The sequence below is a fragment of the Kastovskya adunca genome, from assembly GCF_059505785.1.
On record NZ_JCACLG010000033.1, the window covers coordinates 93,086 to 112,408 of the forward strand.

Annotated in this window: 12 protein-coding genes and 1 pseudogene; 10 read left to right on the forward strand and 3 right to left on the reverse strand. The window is 48.4% G+C overall.

Going from position 1 to position 19,323, the window contains the following annotated elements; genetic code table 11:
* Positions 1-71 precede the first annotated feature (71 nt).
* Positions 72-1,364 (forward strand): CO2 hydration protein, encoded by a 1,293-nt coding sequence (locus AC5JR3_RS13350; protein ID WP_495846728.1) that lies wholly within the window; start codon positions 72-74, stop codon positions 1,362-1,364.
* A gap of 53 nt (positions 1,365-1,417) precedes the next feature.
* Here AC5JR3_RS13350 and AC5JR3_RS13355 read toward each other — a convergent pair whose 3' ends face one another.
* Positions 1,418-2,074: a hypothetical protein gene (locus AC5JR3_RS13355; protein WP_495846975.1), complete on the reverse strand. Its 657-nt coding sequence runs from the start codon at positions 2,072-2,074 to the stop codon at positions 1,418-1,420.
* A gap of 160 nt (positions 2,075-2,234) precedes the next feature.
* On the opposite strand from AC5JR3_RS13355, the pseudogene AC5JR3_RS13360 reads away from it, so the two are divergent.
* A pseudogene (locus AC5JR3_RS13360) lies at positions 2,235-2,375 on the forward strand (CO2 hydration protein); the annotation flags it as partial.
* 74 nt (positions 2,376-2,449) lie between these two features.
* Here AC5JR3_RS13360 and msrB read toward each other — a convergent pair.
* The gene (msrB, locus tag AC5JR3_RS13365; RefSeq protein WP_495846730.1) at positions 2,450-2,848 is read right to left on the reverse strand and encodes a peptide-methionine (R)-S-oxide reductase MsrB; all 399 of its coding nucleotides are present in this window, start codon (positions 2,846-2,848) and stop codon (positions 2,450-2,452) included.
* 389 nt (positions 2,849-3,237) lie between these two features.
* Between msrB and gcvT the strand changes: the two genes are divergently transcribed.
* The 4 genes from gcvT (at position 3,238) to AC5JR3_RS13385 (ending at position 10,195) form a co-directional block, all read left to right on the forward strand.
* The gene (gene gcvT / locus AC5JR3_RS13370; RefSeq protein ID WP_495846732.1) at positions 3,238-4,386 is read left to right on the forward strand and encodes a glycine cleavage system aminomethyltransferase GcvT; all 1,149 of its coding nucleotides are present in this window, start codon (positions 3,238-3,240) and stop codon (positions 4,384-4,386) included.
* A 668-nt stretch (positions 4,387-5,054) separates the two neighbouring features.
* A complete protein-coding gene (gene gcvH / locus AC5JR3_RS13375) occupies positions 5,055-5,444 on the forward strand; it encodes a glycine cleavage system protein GcvH (protein WP_495846734.1) in 390 nt (129 codons plus the stop codon).
* A gap of 288 nt (positions 5,445-5,732) precedes the next feature.
* Entirely contained in the window at positions 5,733-8,603 is a 2,871-nt protein-coding gene (gene gcvP / locus AC5JR3_RS13380) for an aminomethyl-transferring glycine dehydrogenase (RefSeq protein WP_495846977.1), read from the forward strand.
* Between the two features lie 287 nt (positions 8,604-8,890).
* A complete protein-coding gene (locus tag AC5JR3_RS13385; RefSeq protein WP_495846736.1) occupies positions 8,891-10,195 on the forward strand; it encodes a pentapeptide repeat-containing protein in 1,305 nt (434 codons plus the stop codon).
* A 60-nt stretch (positions 10,196-10,255) separates the two neighbouring features.
* On the opposite strand, the gene AC5JR3_RS13390 is transcribed toward AC5JR3_RS13385, so the two are convergent.
* Positions 10,256-11,602 carry an S-layer homology domain-containing protein gene (locus AC5JR3_RS13390; protein ID WP_495846738.1) on the reverse strand — a complete coding sequence of 449 codons (1,347 nt, stop codon included), beginning with the start codon at positions 11,600-11,602 and terminating at the stop codon, positions 10,256-10,258.
* A 698-nt stretch (positions 11,603-12,300) separates the two neighbouring features.
* On the opposite strand from AC5JR3_RS13390, the gene AC5JR3_RS13395 reads away from it, so the two are divergent.
* The 4 genes from AC5JR3_RS13395 (at position 12,301) to clpB (ending at position 19,159) form a co-directional block, all read left to right on the forward strand.
* Positions 12,301-13,818 (forward strand): ammonium transporter, encoded by a 1,518-nt coding sequence (locus AC5JR3_RS13395; RefSeq protein WP_495846740.1) that lies wholly within the window; start codon positions 12,301-12,303, stop codon positions 13,816-13,818.
* 125 nt (positions 13,819-13,943) lie between these two features.
* A complete protein-coding gene (locus tag AC5JR3_RS13400; protein WP_495846742.1) occupies positions 13,944-14,789 on the forward strand; it encodes a GDSL-type esterase/lipase family protein in 846 nt (281 codons plus the stop codon).
* 175 nt (positions 14,790-14,964) lie between these two features.
* Entirely contained in the window at positions 14,965-16,173 is a 1,209-nt protein-coding gene (locus AC5JR3_RS13405) for a 4-hydroxy-3-methylbut-2-enyl diphosphate reductase (RefSeq protein WP_495846744.1), read from the forward strand.
* 229 nt (positions 16,174-16,402) lie between these two features.
* Positions 16,403-19,159, forward strand: a complete 2,757-nt coding sequence (gene clpB / locus AC5JR3_RS13410; RefSeq protein ID WP_495846746.1) for an ATP-dependent chaperone ClpB — start codon at positions 16,403-16,405, stop codon at positions 19,157-19,159.
* Positions 19,160-19,323 lie beyond the last annotated feature (164 nt).

Genomic DNA, 19,323 nt, shown 5'->3' on the forward strand with positions numbered 1-19,323 from the left:
AGGGGGGCTAGGGGGGATCTCACCGAAAGCTTCCCAAAAAAATTATTATTCCCAGAAACTGAAAAAAGACTATGACTAGTGCTGCTGCAACTAAAACGAAGTTACCACCTTCCCAGCATGAATTTGCTGACATCATTCACCGCCTAGAAGCAGGCGGCGCAATGCTGCCAGATACGCCAGAAAACCTGATGCAGATCATCGGCATTTACAAAGCCTATGCAGTGCCGATGGATTTCTACTGGCGCGACCTACTTTATATTGCCGAACGAGTATTTCTAGAACCGTTTCCCTTTTTTAAATACTTTCTGCCTGAAGAATATTTAGAACTGCACAATCACTACGCAGGCGATGATGCCGACTTGCGGATTTGGCGAGGGGAAGCCACCGCCCATCCGGAATTATTAGCTTTTATGGAAAAAGGTGAAACCTTCAAAGCGCCGAAGCTATTTCATCACTTATGGCACGACCGGATAAACATGGAATTTGCCGAAGCCTGTATGCGGGCGATGCTTTGGCATAGAGATATGGGTGGAAAGTTCGACCCCTATCTAGATACCCCAGAATACAAAGCCGCTGCCGATAAAGCGATTAAAGCCTACTTCCAAGGCAATCCGGCAATGCTGGGTCTCTACAAGTTGTTCCCAGAAATGTTCATCGAACAGGTGCGGCAGCTATCCTACTACAGCAACTTGGGCTTGTTCTGGGAAGTGATGGCTCCGGTGTTCTTTGAAATGTCTGACCTTTATGATGAAGGCAAAATTACCAGCGTCCCAGAGGCAATGGACTTTCTGGTTAATGGGATTTTTGTGATCGCGGGTCGTCCCATTTATCACCACGTCTATATTCGCGGCGAACTTTACGAAATTATCCCCAAATCTTGCGGCTTTACTTGGCTTTATGAAGCCGCACTTCCTTACGTAGAAGCTGTATTTTACCGGACTGCTCCCTTTCGGGGAACCAAGTCTTACAATGCTCAGGCAGAGCAGGTTCCTGAAGACCAAAAGGACTTCCACTTCGGAATTCTCTACGCGGATGTCTTCCCCGTCGGGACGGCTGGCATTCCACCGACACAGCTAATGCAAGATATGCTCCACTTTCTCCCCCCTTACTTGGTGGAGTATTATCACCAGCATTGCCGGGGTAAGGATGACATCCTAATTCAGCTAGGGGTTACTTTCCAACGCTCGATGTACTGCGTCACGTCCGCTGTAATTCAAGCCTTGCGGACGGCGCTACTTTATCCCTTGGATGACTCCAACCCGAAGCATCTGCAAGCCAATCGAGCCTTCTTTGAGGCGCAATTAGACCGCTTCAAGCGTCCAGAAGCTCGTTTGCGCGATATTCAAAATCAGGAGTATCGCTAATTGGGTTAGTGCCGCTCAGATCCCCGACTTCTTCAAGAAGTCAGGGATCTACATCAAGTTGCTCTAAACCTCTGTAACGGAGGACGCAGGCACAGATAGGCTAGTGGGCCAAACAACGGCACTAATGCCACCAGCCAAAAGAGTTGAGAATTGCTGGTCAAGCCCCGACGTGCCATATCGTCGCTCAATAACGTTGGGTAGGGAAACAGCAGTGCAAACAGGCAAAACGCCAGAGTCATAGCGTGAATGAAACGATTGGTTAGAAACTCTTGCACAAAGGCAGACCAATCTCCAAAGAACAACGCAAAGACAAGCAGAATAACGGTGCTGACTGTCAAAATCGCTCCAGTCGTTCGCGAATCTAGTAACGCTAACCAGGCATCTTTTTCTCCAGAGAAACTTTGATTCGGTTCGCGTAGTGCTAGGTAGGGAATCAGTGCGATCGTTCCCGATGCTACAGACGCCAGTATGAAAGCCCAGGCAGGTAATCGCTGCATCCTGCCATCAGTAAAGACTAGACAACTGTAGATCAAAATCCAGATGCCGATCATACTGAATAACGACACAATTACCGGATTAATACTCGGTATTTGTCCTGCAAACAGGGTCTGAATGGGTTGGAAGGTATCCGGCTGTAGCGGAGGAGCAAACAGCAGCACGTAGACGATAAATCCCAGCCACACTAACCAAAGCAAAAGTTTTCGTCCCATTTTCTCCAAGTCTCGAAGCGATTTCACGCCTCTATTGTTGAGGCTTGGTCTAAGTTCAAACACTTTCTCAGGACGGATTGCTAAGTTGGACTTTGTATAAAAGTCAGTTTTTGCACGGTAAAAATCTATCCAGACCCAACACCATCCTTCAAGAGTTTTGATGCGGACGGCGCTACTTCATCCCTTGGATGATCCCAACCCGCAGCCTCTACAAGCTAATCGAGCCTTCTTTGAGGAGCTAGACTGCTTTAAACGTCCAAAAGCTCGTTTGCGCGATATTCAATGTCAGGAGTATCGCTAAAAGCTAAGGGGTAATGGAGAAAAACCACTAGCCCTTAGCTAAAAGATTAATTAGTAGATTAGCTACTCGCTCAATTACGCTTTCTTTTCAAATTCCAGAGCAGCAGAGTTCATGCAGTAGCGCTGACCTGTTGGCTGAGGCCCGTCATTAAAAACGTGACCCAAATGAGCATCACAGTTAGCACAGACGACTTCCGTTCTTCGCATGAATAGGGCGCGGTCTTCTTCTTCCTTGACGCTGTCTTCACTGACTGCTGCCCAGAAACTCGGCCAACCCGTACCAGAGTCGTACTTAGTCTCAGAGGTAAACAGGGGATTACCACAGCAGACGCATTTATAAACACCTGTCTCTTTGCGGTCATGGTGTTCGCCTGTAAAGGCGCGTTCCGTCCCCTTTTTTCTCGTTACTTGAAACTGTTGTGGGGTGAGTTGTTGCTGCCACTCTTGATCAGATTTTTGTACTTTGTTGACCATTTGTTAATACTTATTTTTAGGAATTCTGTGAAGTGTTCTGGTTCACAACAAAAGCGTGAGAACATTCCACAATTTAATTTTAAGGGTGACTCAACATCAATGCAGGTGAGGATTGCCGACATCTGAACAGATATCGTAGGTTTAGGGGCTTGATTGACTGACAAAAACCCTACACGTCTTGATTTACCCATTTGTTGGCGTCTGCTGTCCGGAAACCTCATAAATCACCAAAAGTATGAGCTGCGTTGGATTCCACGCTGTTCAACTCCATCTACTCAAAAAAATTTGTCAGTCAGGAGGCAAAACGAAGCCTAAATCCTTGTTAATAACAGGACTTTGATCTGGCTTCTCCTAAGATGAAAGATATTTAACGGCAATTTGGAAAATCAGTGGCAGAGTCAAAAGCAGCGCAAACCGAAACCCCCCTCCTTTCCCGGACGCCTCTCTACGAACTGGCGCTAGAGCAACAAGCTCGCCTCACGGCCTTTTCGGGCTGGGAAATGCCCGTGCAGTTTGGCGGTATCACCTCAGAACATGAAGCCGTGCGAACATCAGCCGGGATGTTTGATATTTCCCATATGGGGAAGTTTGCGTTGAAAGGTAGGCAACTGTTAGAACATTTGCAGCCTTTGGTACCTTCCGACTTAACTCGTCTGAAAGCCGGGGAAGCGCAGTACACGGTTTTGTTAAATCCTCAAGCTGGCATTATTGACGACATCATTATCTACTACCAGGGAGATGGTGAAGCAGGGGAAAAGCGAGGAATGATGATTGTTAATGCGGCAACTTGCACACGAGACAAAGCTTGGTTGTTGGGGCATTTAGAAGGTACTTCGGTGGAGTTGCAAGACTTGACTAAAGACAAGATTTTGATTGCTGTACAGGGAGCGCGAGCTGTGGGTTTGCTTCAGCAGTTTGTGCAGGAAGATTTAACGTCGATTAAAGCTTTTGGGCATCTGGAGGCGACGGTGTTAGGAAAGCCTGGGTTTATTGCCCGGACTGGTTATACGGGTGAGGATGGCTTTGAAGTAATGGTAGAGCCAGATGTGGGGTTGGAATTATGGCGATCGCTTTTTACGGCTGGTGTCGTTCCCTGCGGTTTGGGGGCGAGAGATACGCTACGGCTGGAAGCGGCGATGGCACTTTACGGGCAAGATATCGACGAAACCACAACTCCCTTAGAAGCGGGTTTGGGTTGGTTGGTGCATCTAGACAGTAAAGGGGACTTTATCGGGCGTTCGATTCTGGAACAACAAAAGTCTCAGGGAGTGGAAAAGCGCCTAGTAGGACTAGAGATGCAAGGGCGCTACATTGCTCGTCATGGCTACCCAGTTTTGTCAGATGGGAAAGTTGTAGGAGAAGTGACTAGCGGGACAATGTCATTAACCTTGGGAAAAGCGATCGCGCTCGCTTATATCCCCACGACGCTCTCAAAAGTCGGTCAGCCATTAGAGGTAGAAATTCGCGGCAAAACTTACCCCGCCGTTGTAGTCAAAAAGCCATTCTATCGTTCGCCGAGTCGCCTGATTAGTAAATAAGCAATACCTCTCAATAACAATTAATTCACGAATAAGACCTCGCAGCGGGAAGCCCCGTAACTTCAGTTCGGGGATGAACGCAATTTGCGACTTTAGTCGCCTTGAGCTTGAGATTTTGGTAGTCGTTTGATGAAATCTCGTATCACTTCTGCTGATGATAATTGCTTTAATTCTGCATAAACCTCAAGCTGGTGCAACTCTTCGTCCGAAAGTCTAACTTTAAATACATTTGGTCTGACCATGTGTGTCCTCAATAGACTACAGTTAGTCTAGACCGAAATGCACTGAAGGCACTCTTCGCTCTGGAGTTAACAGCTACGGCAGTAGGTCAGTGTTTGGCGAGAAGACACGCAAATCAGAGCAAAATGGGGCTGTCCGAGAGTTTTCTCGGTTGTAGAAACAACATCTGGAGTCCAGGGTCTCGTGTTCCTTGGTGGGAACCCAGAATGCAAGCCAGCCTAGAGGTTCAAACCATGTGTCAGTTCCACGTAAGGGTGTTGCGGGTACATGGTTTAGGGCTGCTGAAAACGACCGCACTGAAGTATTAGAGCGAAAGCTCCCGTGCTTCAGCCGGGAGTAAGCTTACAAAAGCTGGAGCTAACAACCTGATTGGAAGCTGTAAACTTAGAAGCTGTTTAAGTTAGCTCTAGTAGGCTGAGGATTGTCTAATGTCTCTGGAATATCCTGAAGATTTGAAGTATCAAGACTCCCACGAGTATGTCCGCTTAGACGGTGAAATTGCGACGATTGGGATTAGTGCCTACGCTATCGATCAGCTTGGTGACGTTGTGTTTCTGGAGCTACCAGACATTGGTGATGCTTTAGAACGGGGTAAAAGTTTTGGCACTGTAGAATCGGTAAAAGCTGTAGAGGATATGTATGCTCCAGTTTCCGGTACTGTTGTGGAGCGTAACGATTCGATGGTGGACTCTCCGGAACTTTTAGGAGAAGACCCCTATGGCGAAAGCTGGTTACTAAAGTTGCGTATAAATGATGCTGATGAACTAGAAGAGGCTCTATCTGCCGCTGAGTATCAAGCGTTGGTAGAAGGAGAGTAGGGAAGAGATAAAGACAGAGTGCTGAGTCTTGAGTAGAGAAGGACGTATGAATAAGGTTGTTGCTTCTCCCCTGCACCCCCGCACCTATTCCTCATCTCCCAATCTCCCCCGCTCCCCGACTCAGGACTCAGGACTCAGGACTCAGGACTAATTTCACTTCCTAACGGGAAAAATTGTTACAAAGAATAAAGAAGTAACGTAGTCCCCTTGGGAGCATTCAACGTGGCAAATGGTAAGGAGTTGAATCATCAGCGCTATACAGGCGAGGAGCTGGCGCTACTCAAAGAGATGGAGGAACCAATTTCTTTTGTTCAACGGCACATTGGTTCAACTCCTGATCAAGTCAAGCAAATGCTTCAGGTGTTGGGGCTTTCAAACCTTGAGGAGTTGATTGATAAAACCGTACCGCAGGCGATTCGTATGGAGCGATCGCTATTACTTCCTTCTGCCCAAAGTGAGTATGCTGCTCTTGCTAAATTAAAAGCGATCGCCTCCCAAAATCAAGTCTTCCGCTCATTTATCGGTGCGGGCTACCACGATTGCATCACTCCTCCTGTCATTCAGCGCAACATCCTAGAAAACCCTAACTGGTACACTGCCTACACCCCTTATCAGGCAGAGATTGCCCAAGGACGGCTGGAAGCACTACTCAATTTCCAGACGATGATTATTGACTTAACTGGGTTGGAAATTGCCAACGCGTCTTTGCTAGATGAAGCCACCGCCGCCGCTGAAGCGATGAGCATGAGTTACGGCATCTGCAAAACCAAGGCAAATGCTTTCTTCATCTCCCAAGATTGCCACCCGCAAACAATTGATGTAGTGCAAACCCGCGCTAGACCCTTGGAAATTGAGGTAATTGTCGGCAACCATCAAACCTTTAACTTCGAGCCAGGAATTTTTGGTGCCCTGCTCCAGTATCCGGCAACTGATGGCACGATTTACGACTACCGAGAGTTTGTAGAAAAAGCTCACGCCGCAGGCGCTTTAGTCACTGTCGCCGCCGATCCTTTAAGCCTGACTTTACTTACTCCCCCCGGTGAATTTGGTGCGGATATTGCCGTTGGCAGCACCCAACGCTTCGGTGTTCCCTTAGGGTACGGCGGGCCTCATGCTGCTTACTTTGCCACAAAAGCAGAGTACAAGCGCCAAGTACCAGGGCGCGTTGTGGGAGTCTCGAAAGATGCTCAAGGGTTACCTGCCCTACGTTTGGCACTTCAGACCCGCGAACAACATATCCGCCGCGAGAAAGCCACGAGCAATATCTGTACTGCCCAAGTGCTGCTGGCAGTGATGGCGAGTATGTATGCGGTTTATCACGGTTCCCAGGGCTTGAAACGCATCGCCCAGAAGATTCATCAGCTAGCTGTAATCTTGGCAGCAGGATTGAATCGCCTGGGATACGAGATGGGATCAGAAGCCTTCTTCGATACCCTACGGGTGGAGTTAGGGACAAAATCTCTGCAACCTATTCTCGAAGCGGCTCAGGCGCAGGGGGTAAATTTACGGACGTTGAATGAAAAGACTGTTGGCATCAGCTTAGATGAGACAACAACGGTACAGGATTTGCTCCTCCTGTGGCAGATTTTCGCGGGTTCAGATTCCCTACCCTTCACTGTGGAAGATGTTGTCAGGGATGGTCATCCGCTTCTAGATAATCAACCCTTTGCCCGTACCAGCAACTATCTGACTCATCCCGTCTTTAACCGCTACCACTCGGAAACTGAGCTGTTGCGCTATCTACATCGGCTAGAAGCTAAGGATTTGTCGCTAACTACCTCAATGATTCCCTTGGGTTCATGCACGATGAAATTGAATGCGACAGCCGAGATGATGCCTGTCACCTGGGCAGAGTTTGGCAAGATTCATCCCTTTGCTCCGCGATCGCAAACCCCAGGTTATCAAATTCTCTTTCAGCAGCTAGAGGAGTGGTTAGCCGAAATCACGGGGTTTGCCGGAATTTCGCTGCAACCAAATGCGGGTTCTCAGGGAGAGTACACAGGCTTACTCGTTATTCGTCGCTACCACGAACACCGGGGCGAAGAACATCGAAATGTTTGCCTAATCCCCACCTCAGCTCACGGAACCAATCCCGCCAGCGCGGTGATGTGTGGGATGAAGGTGGTAGCGGTGAACTGTGACGAACAGGGAAATGTTGACTTAGAAGATCTTCAGGAGAAAGCAGAGAAACATCGCGATCGCCTGGCTGCTTTGATGGTGACGTATCCCTCTACCCATGGCGTCTTTGAGGAGCAAATCAAGGAAATCTGTGCTGTTGTCCATTCCCACGGCGGACAAGTTTATATGGATGGAGCCAATATGAACGCTCAAGTGGGGATTTGCCGTCCGGGAGACTTTGGTGCTGATGTCTGTCACTTGAACTTACACAAAACCTTCTGCATTCCCCACGGTGGCGGCGGGCCAGGGATGGGGCCAATCGGCGTCATGCCCCATCTGCTGTCGTTTTTACCCGGACATGCAGTTATACCTTTAGGGAGCGAACAGGCGATTGGGGCTGTTTCTGCTGCCCCTTGGGGAAGTGCGAGCATCTTACCGATTTCCTGGATGTACATCGCGATGATGGGGGCGGCGGGTTTAACGACAGCGACTAAAGTGGCAATTCTCAATGCCAACTACATCGCCCATCACCTTGCGCCTTACTACCCGATTTTGTACAAGGGTAAGTCAGGGTTAGTTGCTCATGAGTGTATTTTGGATTTGCGATCGCTCAAAAAATCCGCCGGAATCGAAGTCGATGATATCGCTAAACGCCTAATGGACTATGGCTTCCACGCCCCAACCGTCTCTTGGCCCGTCGCCGGAACGATGATGGTAGAACCGACAGAAAGCGAATCAAAAGCAGAACTGGATCGCTTTTGCGATGCAATGATAGCGATTCGCCAGGAAATTGAGGCAATTGAACGCCAACAAGCGGACATTCAAGACAATCTCTTGAAGAACGCCCCCCACACTGCTGAAAGCTTGCTCAGTGCAGAATGGAATCATCCTTACTCCCGCGAACAAGCCGCCTATCCTGCCCCCTGGACGCGAGAGCATAAGTTCTGGGTGCCAGTGGGACGAATTGATAATGCCTTTGGCGATCGCAACTTCGTCTGCTCTTGTGAACCGATGGAAGCGTATTTGAAGGATGAAGGATGAAGTATGAAGGATGAAAGAGGTTATCGTTTCCTCATCACCTCTATGACAGTTGTAGGGGCGCTCTTGTCTTGCGCCCCTGCCTTGCGGTACTGTCATCACTTTCCCCGTAGAAGTTCTAACTCTTCTCGTAAGGATGGTGGCTCATAGCCTAATTCAAAAGCTTTGGAACTATCCACTGATTTGATGAGGGAGGAGCAATAAATGCAGCGATTCACCGAAGGCTTGGGTTGGTTAAAATCTTCAAGGTAAGAGGCGAAGCCTTTCACCCTGCCTGCCTACTTGAAATTATGACCCCAGAGCCTGATTCTCGCACTTCTAGCCCCGCGCCCGATGGTTCCGATAATGCTGTTAATAACGGAGCTGTTACAGAAAGTAGCAGCAATGAGCTGTCATCAACGGTAGAGACGCAGAGTACAACAGAAAAATATTTGGCAGCATTGCCAGTATCAGAACGAGCAAATCGAGAGGCTCTTGCCCACGGTAAGGCTAATCCTAATCCACCACTTACCTGGATTACTCTAGCCGCGATCGCCACTTTAATTGTTGGTTTAACCCTCAATAACTTCTGGATTGGTATCTCAGGCGCGATTGTCACCTTACTCGTATCGCTACCTGTAATTTGGACGCCACTGCGGCGCTGGCTGAGTAGCGCCCTGTCTCCGGAGGAGGGGGCGCGTTTTGTCGCCACCTTCGGTATCTTATCCGCATTCTTCGGTCTGGCATCCCTCACCGGGATTAACGAGCGGTTTGACACTGTACTTAGAGGGCTAGACTCCGACTCTGTTGGCTCCCTTGCCGAGTGGATTGGAGCTTTGGGACAAATTTTAATTGCCGTCCTAGCTGTTTATATCGCTTGGCGACAGTACGTTATTTCTAGAGATTTAACGATTCAGCAAAACGTTATTACCCAGCAGCAAACCATTGATGCCTACTTCCAGGGGATTAGCGATCTAGCGCTGGATGATGAGGGATTACTGGAAGATTGGCCCCAAGAACGTGCCTTTTGCGAAGGACGCACCGCTGCAATTCTGGGTAGTGTTGATGCTCTAGGGAAAGCAAAAGTATTACGATTTTTGTCTCAGTCGCGGTTACTATCGCCTTTAAAACGCGATCGCCACCTAGGACGCCCGATACTTGATGGTAATGGCGGCTACCAAGAAGACCGCCTTTATGGGGTGCGCGTGATTGACTTGAACGTCATGCTAGCGGGAACTGACTTAGTAGGAACTGACCTGCGTTGGACAGACCTGAGCGAGGCGAACATGATCCGCATCAACCTCACCGGCTGCGACTTAGTCAGAGCCAACTTCTCTCGCGCCATTTTGTACGAAGCTAATTTATCCAATACTGACATAAAAGGCACACGCTTATTCTACGGTGCCGCCGAAACCGCTAGTCCTCGCAGCCGTACCGAGTTTCCCGACTACCGCACAGGTGCATTTACTGGTGCTGTTGTCGAAAACGCCGACTTTACAGGTGTGCAACGCTTAGACGAGAAACAGCGTTACTATTGCTGTTCCTGGTGTGGCGATCGCTCCAGAAAGACAATCCCCGGCGGCTGCGACGGCATTCCTAATAAGCTAGGAAGATAGCAAGTTGGCGCTTTATCTACCTTGTTAATAGTCAAAGCGCCAAACTCCCCTTGCTACCTACTACCTGCTCGAACTAACCGCGCCCTCGACATAGAAGTCAGAACCGAGGGTCAACTTTAGATCTTTTTCGGGGTCAATAATGATCAAAGTATTTTGAGTTTGAGTTTGCTGAGGGCTGGGGTTGCGACCCAAAATCGTACCCAAAATGTTACCGGCTCCCCTGACACCGCCTCCCAGTACGGTGCCCAAGATGGCTCTAGCCGCTGCACTGACTGCCGCACCTCCCGGAATTTGTGATTGCACCTCCGCCGCCTTTTCGCCTGTTACCAACGGGGAAGTGGCATTGAGGTTGGTGTAAACGCGATCGCCCACCATCAACCGCTGCGCGACAAATTGCGTACCCAGGAACCGGGAACCCTCGTAACGAGGCACTAACTGCCCCTCAATTTGACTGTTAGCGGGAATGAGAATTTCTCCCCGTGAATTTTTGATCTCCTTGGCTACGACAAGCGTCATCTTCATTGTTTCGCCAGGAGCGACAACAACTCTGTCTGAATTTAGGTACTCCACATCAATCGCTGTCCCTCTAGAGACTTTATATTGAGGAGTGCGATTGCTGGGGTTAGTAACAATAACTTGATTGTTGGAGCCGCTTGTTGTGCTTTGACTAGTACCTGAGTTAGTCGTTTGAGTCGTACCCGAGTTGGTCGCTTGAGTCGTACCAGGAGTTACCCGCACGATGTAGTTAGATGCCGCAGCTCGGCTGGAAATCGGAGCTAAAACGCCTTCGTTAGCTAAAGCTTGGTGAATGAAAGCAGCAACATCTGCACGCGTTGCTACTTTAGTGGGTTCAAGATACGTCACATTGGGATAGTTGACAACGAATCCCTTCTGCGTTGCCACTGCAATGCTGTCGCGGGCATAGTTGGGGATTTTCGACGCATCTCTATAGACGTTCAAGGTATTAGCTGTCGAACCACTAGCATTCAATCGCAAACCATTGACTAAAGACACCAATACCTGTCCTCTAGACAGTGGATCAGAGGCACGTAACTGACGAGTTGATGAAGTACTACCAAAGTCGCGACTTGACCAATAGTTTGCTGCCTCAATGTCAAATTTGCGGGGCAACATCACATTATTTTCGTCAAAAGCTTGCTGAACCATGGCATTAAACTGAGCCCGTGTCACAGGTTGATCGGGTCGAAAGGTTCTATCTGAATACCCGTCAATAATGTTCTCTTGTGCTAAGGCTTCAATAAATGGACGCGCCCAGTGACTCTGAACATCCACAAAGGTTGCGGCTGTGGCTGGTGCTAAGACAACAAGGGGCGCAATAGCACTAGCTGTCAGTCCTAATGCCAGCAATCCAGCACTTCTTGATGTCCAACGAGAAAAACTAGACATAAACAATATCCTCTGTAACCTCACAATATCTATCTAAAATTATATCTTTTGTATTTGAAGCAGTTTATAACTTTTGATTTATAAACCATTTTATGTAACGCATAAACGGAAGTTTCTCCATTTACCAAAAACAAAAGATATAGCAAATCTAAAGCCTAGTTATTTACCTTTTCCATAAAAGTATTATTTAGCTGGCTTTAAACGAAGTTGTACATAAACTTCAATAGAAGAAGGTTTTTAACTAAAAAAGTTCCCCAAACACTAATTTATTGAAAATCACTCCCTACTTAGGTATTTTTCGGGTAATTTCTAACTATTTTGCCTCTAGATCAACAAATTGTATATTTTGATACAAATCTTTGTATACTCTGATACAGAAAATAGCGAGGGAGAAAATACAAGATTTGAGGGTTTCCTATGGAGCACTGACCTTTTATGAAGAGGAATTAAGTCACTTGACGATCTGCCCAGTTGTTTGTACGGTTTTGTCTTAAGATGACGGTTCTAATCCCCGAACCCCCTAAATTCTTAAGCAATCAGCGACTGAGCAGTTGGTAGTAAAGCGTATAAATGGGAGCAGACTTCCAGATACTGCGACTCTCCCAATAAAGCGGATTCCACATTATTAAATGACTTAATTTACAGCTTATTGACTCAAGGTTGGTATTTGTTTTACCCAGTTCAGCAAAGTGAGCGTGATGATGCCTAGATTAACGTCCAAAAAGAGGCAGCTACCTGCCAAAGGTCGGCGACCTTATTCACAACAGCCATCTCCATTTGTTTGGGATGCGTCCTATTTCAAGCCATTGAAAGCGATCGCTAAATCCTTTTCTTCTGTCTGGTTAGTCTGCATCCCTTTGGCAGCATTAATTGTTGTCCTCTGGGCTGTGGCGGCTCAGGCTCAGGATGCAACGCCGATCACCACAGAGGAACTGCAAGGCACCCTCAATACGGTCTGGATCTTAGTAGCGGCTATTTTGGTGATTTTCATGAATGCCGGATTCGGCATGCTAGAAACTGGCTTCTGTCGCCAGAAGAATGCGGTCAACGTCCTAGCTAAGAACCTAATTGTATTTGCCCTAGCCACCATTGCCTACTGGATGATTGGTTTTTCCTTGATGTTTGGTGTAGGAAATGCATTTATCGGTTTAGGCGGCTGGTTCTTATCCGGCGAATCTGCCACCTACGGGTTAGATCCTTTCCCATCGGGTCTTCCTGTCGCCGTCTTTTTCCTCTTCCAAGCTGCCTTTGCTGGGACAGCGGCAACTATCGTTTCCGGTGCTGTTGCTGAACGAATTAAGTTTACAAGCTTTTTAATTTTCAGCTTACTGCTCGTTGGGCTTTCCTACGCGATCACGGGACACTGGGTGTGGAGTGCTAGTGGCTGGCTGGCTGAAAGAGGCTTCATTGACTTCGCAGGCTCAACGGTAGTGCATTCAGTAGGGGGCTGGGCTGCCTTGATGGGTGCGGCGTTCTTAGGCCCTCGTGAGGGCAAGTATACAGATGGTCGCACCAACGCCATCCCCGGTCACAATATGAGCATTGCCACACTGGGATGTTTGATTCTCTGGATCGGCTGGTTTGGATTCAATCCTGGTTCAGAACTCGCGGCAAATCAATCAATAGCTTCTATTGCCGTAACTACCAATCTGGCAGCCGCCGCCGGAGGGATTACAGCAACATTTACCAGTTGGGCGACCTCTCACAAGCCTGACCTGTCGATGATTATTAATGGTATCCTTGCTGGCTTGGTGGCCATTACCGCTGGCTGTGCTGGTGTTTCCTACCTGGAGGCTGTAATCATTGGTGGTGTTGGTGGCATCATTGTTGTCTTCGCCGTTAGCTTTTTTGACCGGATCAGAATTGACGATCCAGTGGGCGCACTCTCAGTTCACCTAGTCAACGGTATCTGGGGAACGCTTGCCGTGGGGATCTTTCACGAGGAAGCTAGCCTTGCTCAATTCGGCACTCAGCTCCTTGGCATTCTTTCAATTGGAGGCTTCACAGTTCTGTTTAGCACCGTTGTCTGGTTAGCACTAAAAGCCATCATTGGTATCCGTGTGTCACAGGAAGAAGAAATCCAAGGACTAGATATCAGCGAACACGGGATGGAAGCCTACAGCGGTTTTGTCAAAGAAGCCGATATTTTTGCAGGTAGCTCCACTACCGGAATTAGAGGTACCACTGGTGATATCGCTCGTGGCTCAGAAGTTTAAACCTTAAGCAACGGTTGTTGTTGATGGTTAAATTGAATTAACTTATCCCGCCTGGAAATTAACATTTTCTGTTTAAGCAAAAGGCGGGTATTTTTTTGGTAGAACAGAGTTGAAGTGCTTTTTGTGTGTCTATCGACTTGAAGAATTGTCCCGGTTGGGCTTTTTTATCCCTCGCTGCCAATGGGCTACTCGCATTGACGATCGCCTGGGTGCTAGTGGGCAAGTACTATTTCGACACCCCTCCTATCGATAATCAATCGCGATCTATCGTCCGTTTTTTGCCGCCGCCACCAGAACTCCCTCCAGAGTTGGGGCCTCGGCATCAGCTCAGTTATCGGCAGTGGGTGCGGCTGCTGAAGCAGGAAGCTACCGTAGTTGCCCGTTCAAAGCCCAAAAATCTAACCATCCTCCTTGGCGACTCTCTGAGCCTCTGGTTTCCGCCTGAGTTGCTACCTCCTGATCGTTATTGGCTCAATCAAGGAATTTCCGGTGAAACCAGCGCTGGATTGCTGAACCGTTTAAACCTACTGGATCGCACAGAACCAGAGGTAATTTTGTTGATGATTGGGATCAACGATTTAGCCCGGGGAGTGGATGATGTGACGCTGCTAGCAAATCAGCAAGCAATTATTCGCTATCTGCGGCGGGTGCATCCTGACACCAAAATTGTTGTGCAGTCGATTTTGCCTCACGGTGGTGAAGAAATGAGTGAGGAAAGACGTGATCGCTTCTTAAAGATCCCCAATAGCCGCATCCGAGAACTCAATGATAAGTTAGCAGTGATCGCCAAAGCCGAAGAGGTGATCTATCTCGATCTTTACCCCCTCTTCAGCAATGAAGAAGGTGAGCTAAAAACCGAGCTAAGTAGTGATGGCTTGCACCTGAGTCCCGAAGGCTATCAAGTTTGGCACTACGCCCTGCAAGTTCTCAGCCAACTGCAACTGAACACGCCAACTGATACTGATAAGTAGGTCGCTGTACATCGCGATCGAGATGAACCTACACTGAGGGTGTTGTCTTGCTCAACTAGCTGTCAGTTCTACCTTTTTGAGGAAATGCCAAGGCTGACACAGTGGGGGCAAAGTCGGCGGAGTTGCTGACAAACTCAACTACAGACAAGCGATCGCGCTACAACTGAAGGAAAATATGGATACAAAAGCATTCAAACGTTCGCTTCATAGCTCCGAAAACTACCACCGCAAAGGGTTTGGTCGTGAAGCTGAAGTGGCTACCCAACTACAATCGGAATACCAAAGCCACCTGATTCAAGAAATTCGAGACAATAACTATCGTCTGAAACGCGGACTAGTAAGTATCCGTCTGGCTGAAGCCTTTGGCTTTTGCTGGGGTGTCGAGCGTGCCGTGGCAATGGCGTATGAAACGAGACAACAGTTTCCCACAGAGCAAATCTGGATTACCAACGAAATCATCCACAACCCTTCAGTAAACCAGCGCCTCCGGGACATGAAAGTCGGCTTTATTGCCGTTGAGGAGGATAGCAAAGACTTTTCTGTTGTCGGTACAGGGGATGTGGTGATTTTGCCCGCCTTTGGAGCTAGCGTGCAGGAAATGCAACTGCTCAACGATAAGGGCTGCAAGATTGTCGATACCACTTGTCCCTGGGTGTCGAAAGTTTGGAATACCGTTGAGAAGCACAAGAAAAGATCCTATACCTCGATCATTCACGGTAAGTACAACCACGAAGAAACGATCGCCACTAGTTCTTTTGCTGACAAATATCTAGTATTGCTGAACTTAAAAGAAGCGGAATACGTAGCTGAGTATATTCTCAACGGCGGCGATCGTGCTGAATTTCTCACTAAGTTTAGCCGCGCCGTATCTCCTGGATTCGATCCTGACAAGGATTTGCAGCAAATTGGCATCGCCAACCAAACCACCATGCTCAAGAGCGAAACCGAGCAAATCGGGAAGTTGTTTGAGCGGACGATGATGAAAAAGTATGGCCCTAGCGAACTAAACAATCACTTCCAAAGCTTCAACACCATCTGCGACGCTACCCAAGAGCGGCAAGATGCCATGTTTGAACTGGTGGACGAAAAGCTGGATTTAATGCTGGTTATTGGGGGATTTAACTCGTCCAACACGACTCACCTGCAAGAAATCGCCATTGAGCGCCAGATTCCTTCCTACCACATTGACAGTGCTGAGCGAATCGGCCCTGGCAATCGGGTAGAGCATAAACCCCTACATCGCGATTTGGAAGTAACAGAAAACTGGCTTCCTGAAGGGGAGATTGTTGTCGGTGTTACTTCCGGAGCCTCAACCCCTGATAAGGTTGTGGAAGATGCGATCGCCAGAATTTTTGAGCTAAAAGCTGCAACCGTCACGGTCTAATGGGCAGGAAGATTGCAAAATAGTGCGATCGCTGGTCTGATTCCTCCTGTCTCCAACGAAAGCGCTAAGTATCAACTAGTTAGCTCTAGATCTGGGTGACTCCCCACAATAAAAAATGAAAGGCAAAGAGCATTTTGCTCTAGGCTTTGTTCTAAATATCTATCCCAGGAGAGCAGATTGTTATACTGCGACTGGGAGATACTATTTTAATGGAAGTTAGTTTTAGCCCATGCAGCCTACCGACTCTAGCAAGTTCACCGATCAAGCTTGGGACTCAATTGTTAAGTCTCAAGATGTTGCCCGCCGCTTCAAAAATCAGCAGCTAGAAGTCGAGCACATAGTAATCGCCCTGCTGGAACAAGACAAAGGATTAGCTGCTCAGATTCTTAGTCGAGTTGCTGTTGATATTCCGGCTTTCAAGCAACATTTAGAAGCATTTATCAATCGTCAGCCAAAAGTTGCCACCCTTGACCAACTGTACCTAGGGCGTGGCTTGGATGTGATGCTAGATAACGCGGAGGCAGCTAGAGCCGCTTGGCAGGATGACTTTATCGCGGTCGATCACTTGCTGCTGGGTTTAGCCTCCGACGAGCGCGTAGGACGGCGCTTGTTCAAAACCTTTAACCTGGATGTTCAAAAGCTAGAGGGAGCAATTAAAGCGATCCGTGGCTCTCAAAAAGTCACCGATCAAGGTTCTGAGTCCCGTTTTGACGCCCTAGAGAAGTACGGACGAGACTTAACAGAACAAGCAAAAGCGGGAAAACTTGACCCTGTGATTGGGCGGGATGAAGAAATCCGCCGCGTGGTGCAGGTGCTTTCCCGCCGCTCAAAAAATAACCCCGTGCTAATTGGGGAACCTGGGGTAGGAAAAACGGCGATCGCAGAGGGACTCGCCCAACGTATTATTAGTGGCGACGTTCCCGAATCTTTGAAAAACCGCCAGTTAATCTCTCTAGACATGGGCAGCTTGATTGCAGGTGCCAAGTATCGAGGGGAATTTGAAGACCGACTACGCTCCGTGTTGCGGGAAGTTACCCAATCAGGAGGTAACATTGTCCTGTTTATTGACGAACTACACACTGTCGTTGGTGCGGGAGCGACCCAAGGGGCAATGGATGCCGGGAACTTGCTCAAACCGATGCTGGCGCGGGGAGAATTACGCTGTATTGGTGCAACCACTCTAGATGAATACCGCAAGCACATCGAAAAAGATGCGGCGCTAGAACGTCGCTTTCAACAAGTTTTTGTTAAACAGCCGGGAGTCGAAGATACAATTTCGATTTTGCGAGGGCTAAAGGAACGCTACGAAGTTCACCACAATGTCACCATTACCGACTCCGCTTTAGTTGCCGCAGCGACGCTATCTGACCGCTACATTACTGAGCGCTTTTTACCCGACAAGGCGATTGACTTAGTGGATGAAGCTGCTGCCAAGCTAAAAATGGAGATTACCTCCAAGCCTGTAGAGTTAGAGTCGATTGAGCGGCGGTTGATGCAGCTCAAAATGGAAAAGCTCTCTCTTGATGCCGAAAATCAACAAAATGGTCTGCCCGGGGTTAGCAGTGCTTATCGCTCCTCCAAAGAACGCCTAGAGCGGATTGAGCAAGAAATCGCCAGTTTGGAAGAAAAACACTTTGCCCTTGAGGGACAGTGGGAAGGGGAGAAACAACTGCGCGAAGATATCAATAACCTGAAGAAAGAAGAAGACCAGATCAAGCTCCAAATTGATCAGGCAGAACGCGCCTACGACCTCAATAAGGCCGCGCAACTGAAGTACGGACGGTTGGAAAACTTACAACGCGATCGCGAAACCAAAGAGAGCATCCTCCTGGATATGCAGTCCCAAGGACGCGCTTTATCTCGCGAACAAGTTACCGAAGCCGATATTGCAGAAATCGTCGCCAACTGGACAGGTATTCCGATGAACCGCTTGATGGAGTCGGAGCGCCAAAAGCTGTTGCAACTAGAATCCCATCTACACAAACGCGTGATTGGACAAGAGGAAGCTATTTCCTCTGTAGCGGCGGCGATTCGTCGCGCCAGAGCAGGGATGAAAGACCCCGGACGCCCGATCGGTTCCTTCTTGTTTATGGGACCAACCGGAGTGGGTAAAACCGAACTCGCTAGGGCACTGGCCCAGTTCCTCTTTGACAGCAGTGACGCCCTAGTGCGGATTGATATGTCGGAGTACATGGAGAAACACGCTGTCTCGCGACTCGTTGGTGCGCCTCCAGGATATGTTGGCTACGAAGAGGGAGGGCAGCTTTCCGAAGCGATTCGCAGGCGTCCTTACTCCGTTGTCCTCCTTGATGAAGTGGAAAAAGCCCACCCGGATGTTTTCAACATCTTGCTACAAGTGCTGGATGATGGACGTATCACCGACTCCCAAGGAAGAACGGTAGATTTTCGCAATACGATTATCGTCATGACCAGTAACATCGGCAGTGAGCATATCCTCAATGTTTCCGGGGATGACTCAATGTACGAAGAAATGCAGAAACGGGTACTGGATGCTTTGCGATCGCACTTTCGCCCCGAATTCCTCAACCGCGTTGACGACATTATCATCTTCCACACCCTCAGCCGCAACGAACTGCGCTCCATCGTGAAGATTCAAATGCAACGCATTGAGCGCCTACTTCGCGATCAAAAAATCAAAATTGAACTCTCCCCTGCCTCCTTGACTTACATTGCCAACGTCGGCTACGACCCCGTCTATGGCGCTCGTCCTCTAAAACGAGCCATCCAGCGGGAATTGGAAAACCCCATTGCTACAAAGCTACTGGAAAACACCTTCACTGAAGGCGACACAATTTTGGTGGACTGCGTTAAAAACATCCTCAAATTCCGCAAAAAAGCGGTGGAGAAAGTAGTTCCTCCAGAAGTTGTAGTTGATAATTCTGTTGACGATTTGGCAACGATCAGTCAGATTGATAGTGATACAGAATCCAACACAATTACCATCGTCCCCAACGCCGAAAGCTGAGGGTAAATATTTAGTACTAAATGGAAGAGGTGATTTCTTCTGTAGGGGCGTAAAGTTTTCATCTGGTCAATTTAAGACCTAGCGAAGGAAATTCGCAGTCAGACAAACGAAGTCCGCTTGCCTAGGACTAACCGAAAAATCAAAGGCTTTGAAACCTGTGTAAG

Excerpts from the sequence above, each read along its gene's own strand:
- AC5JR3_RS13350 (WP_495846728.1), top strand. The coding sequence starts at position 72 with ATGACTAGTGCTGCTGCAACTAAAACGAAGTTACCACCTTCCCAGCAT.
- AC5JR3_RS13355 (WP_495846975.1), bottom strand. The coding sequence starts at position 2,074 with ATGGGACGAAAACTTTTGCTTTGGTTAGTGTGGCTGGGATTTATCGTC.
- msrB (WP_495846730.1), bottom strand. The coding sequence starts at position 2,848 with ATGGTCAACAAAGTACAAAAATCTGATCAAGAGTGGCAGCAACAACTC.
- gcvH (WP_495846734.1), top strand. The coding sequence starts at position 5,055 with ATGTCTCTGGAATATCCTGAAGATTTGAAGTATCAAGACTCCCACGAG.
- gcvP (WP_495846977.1), top strand. The coding sequence starts at position 5,733 with ATGGAGGAACCAATTTCTTTTGTTCAACGGCACATTGGTTCAACTCCT.
- AC5JR3_RS13385 (WP_495846736.1), top strand. The coding sequence starts at position 8,891 with ATGACCCCAGAGCCTGATTCTCGCACTTCTAGCCCCGCGCCCGATGGT.
- AC5JR3_RS13390 (WP_495846738.1), bottom strand. The coding sequence starts at position 11,602 with ATGTCTAGTTTTTCTCGTTGGACATCAAGAAGTGCTGGATTGCTGGCA.
- AC5JR3_RS13395 (WP_495846740.1), top strand. The coding sequence starts at position 12,301 with ATGATGCCTAGATTAACGTCCAAAAAGAGGCAGCTACCTGCCAAAGGT.
- AC5JR3_RS13405 (WP_495846744.1), top strand. The coding sequence starts at position 14,965 with ATGGATACAAAAGCATTCAAACGTTCGCTTCATAGCTCCGAAAACTAC.
- clpB (WP_495846746.1), top strand. The coding sequence starts at position 16,403 with ATGCAGCCTACCGACTCTAGCAAGTTCACCGATCAAGCTTGGGACTCA.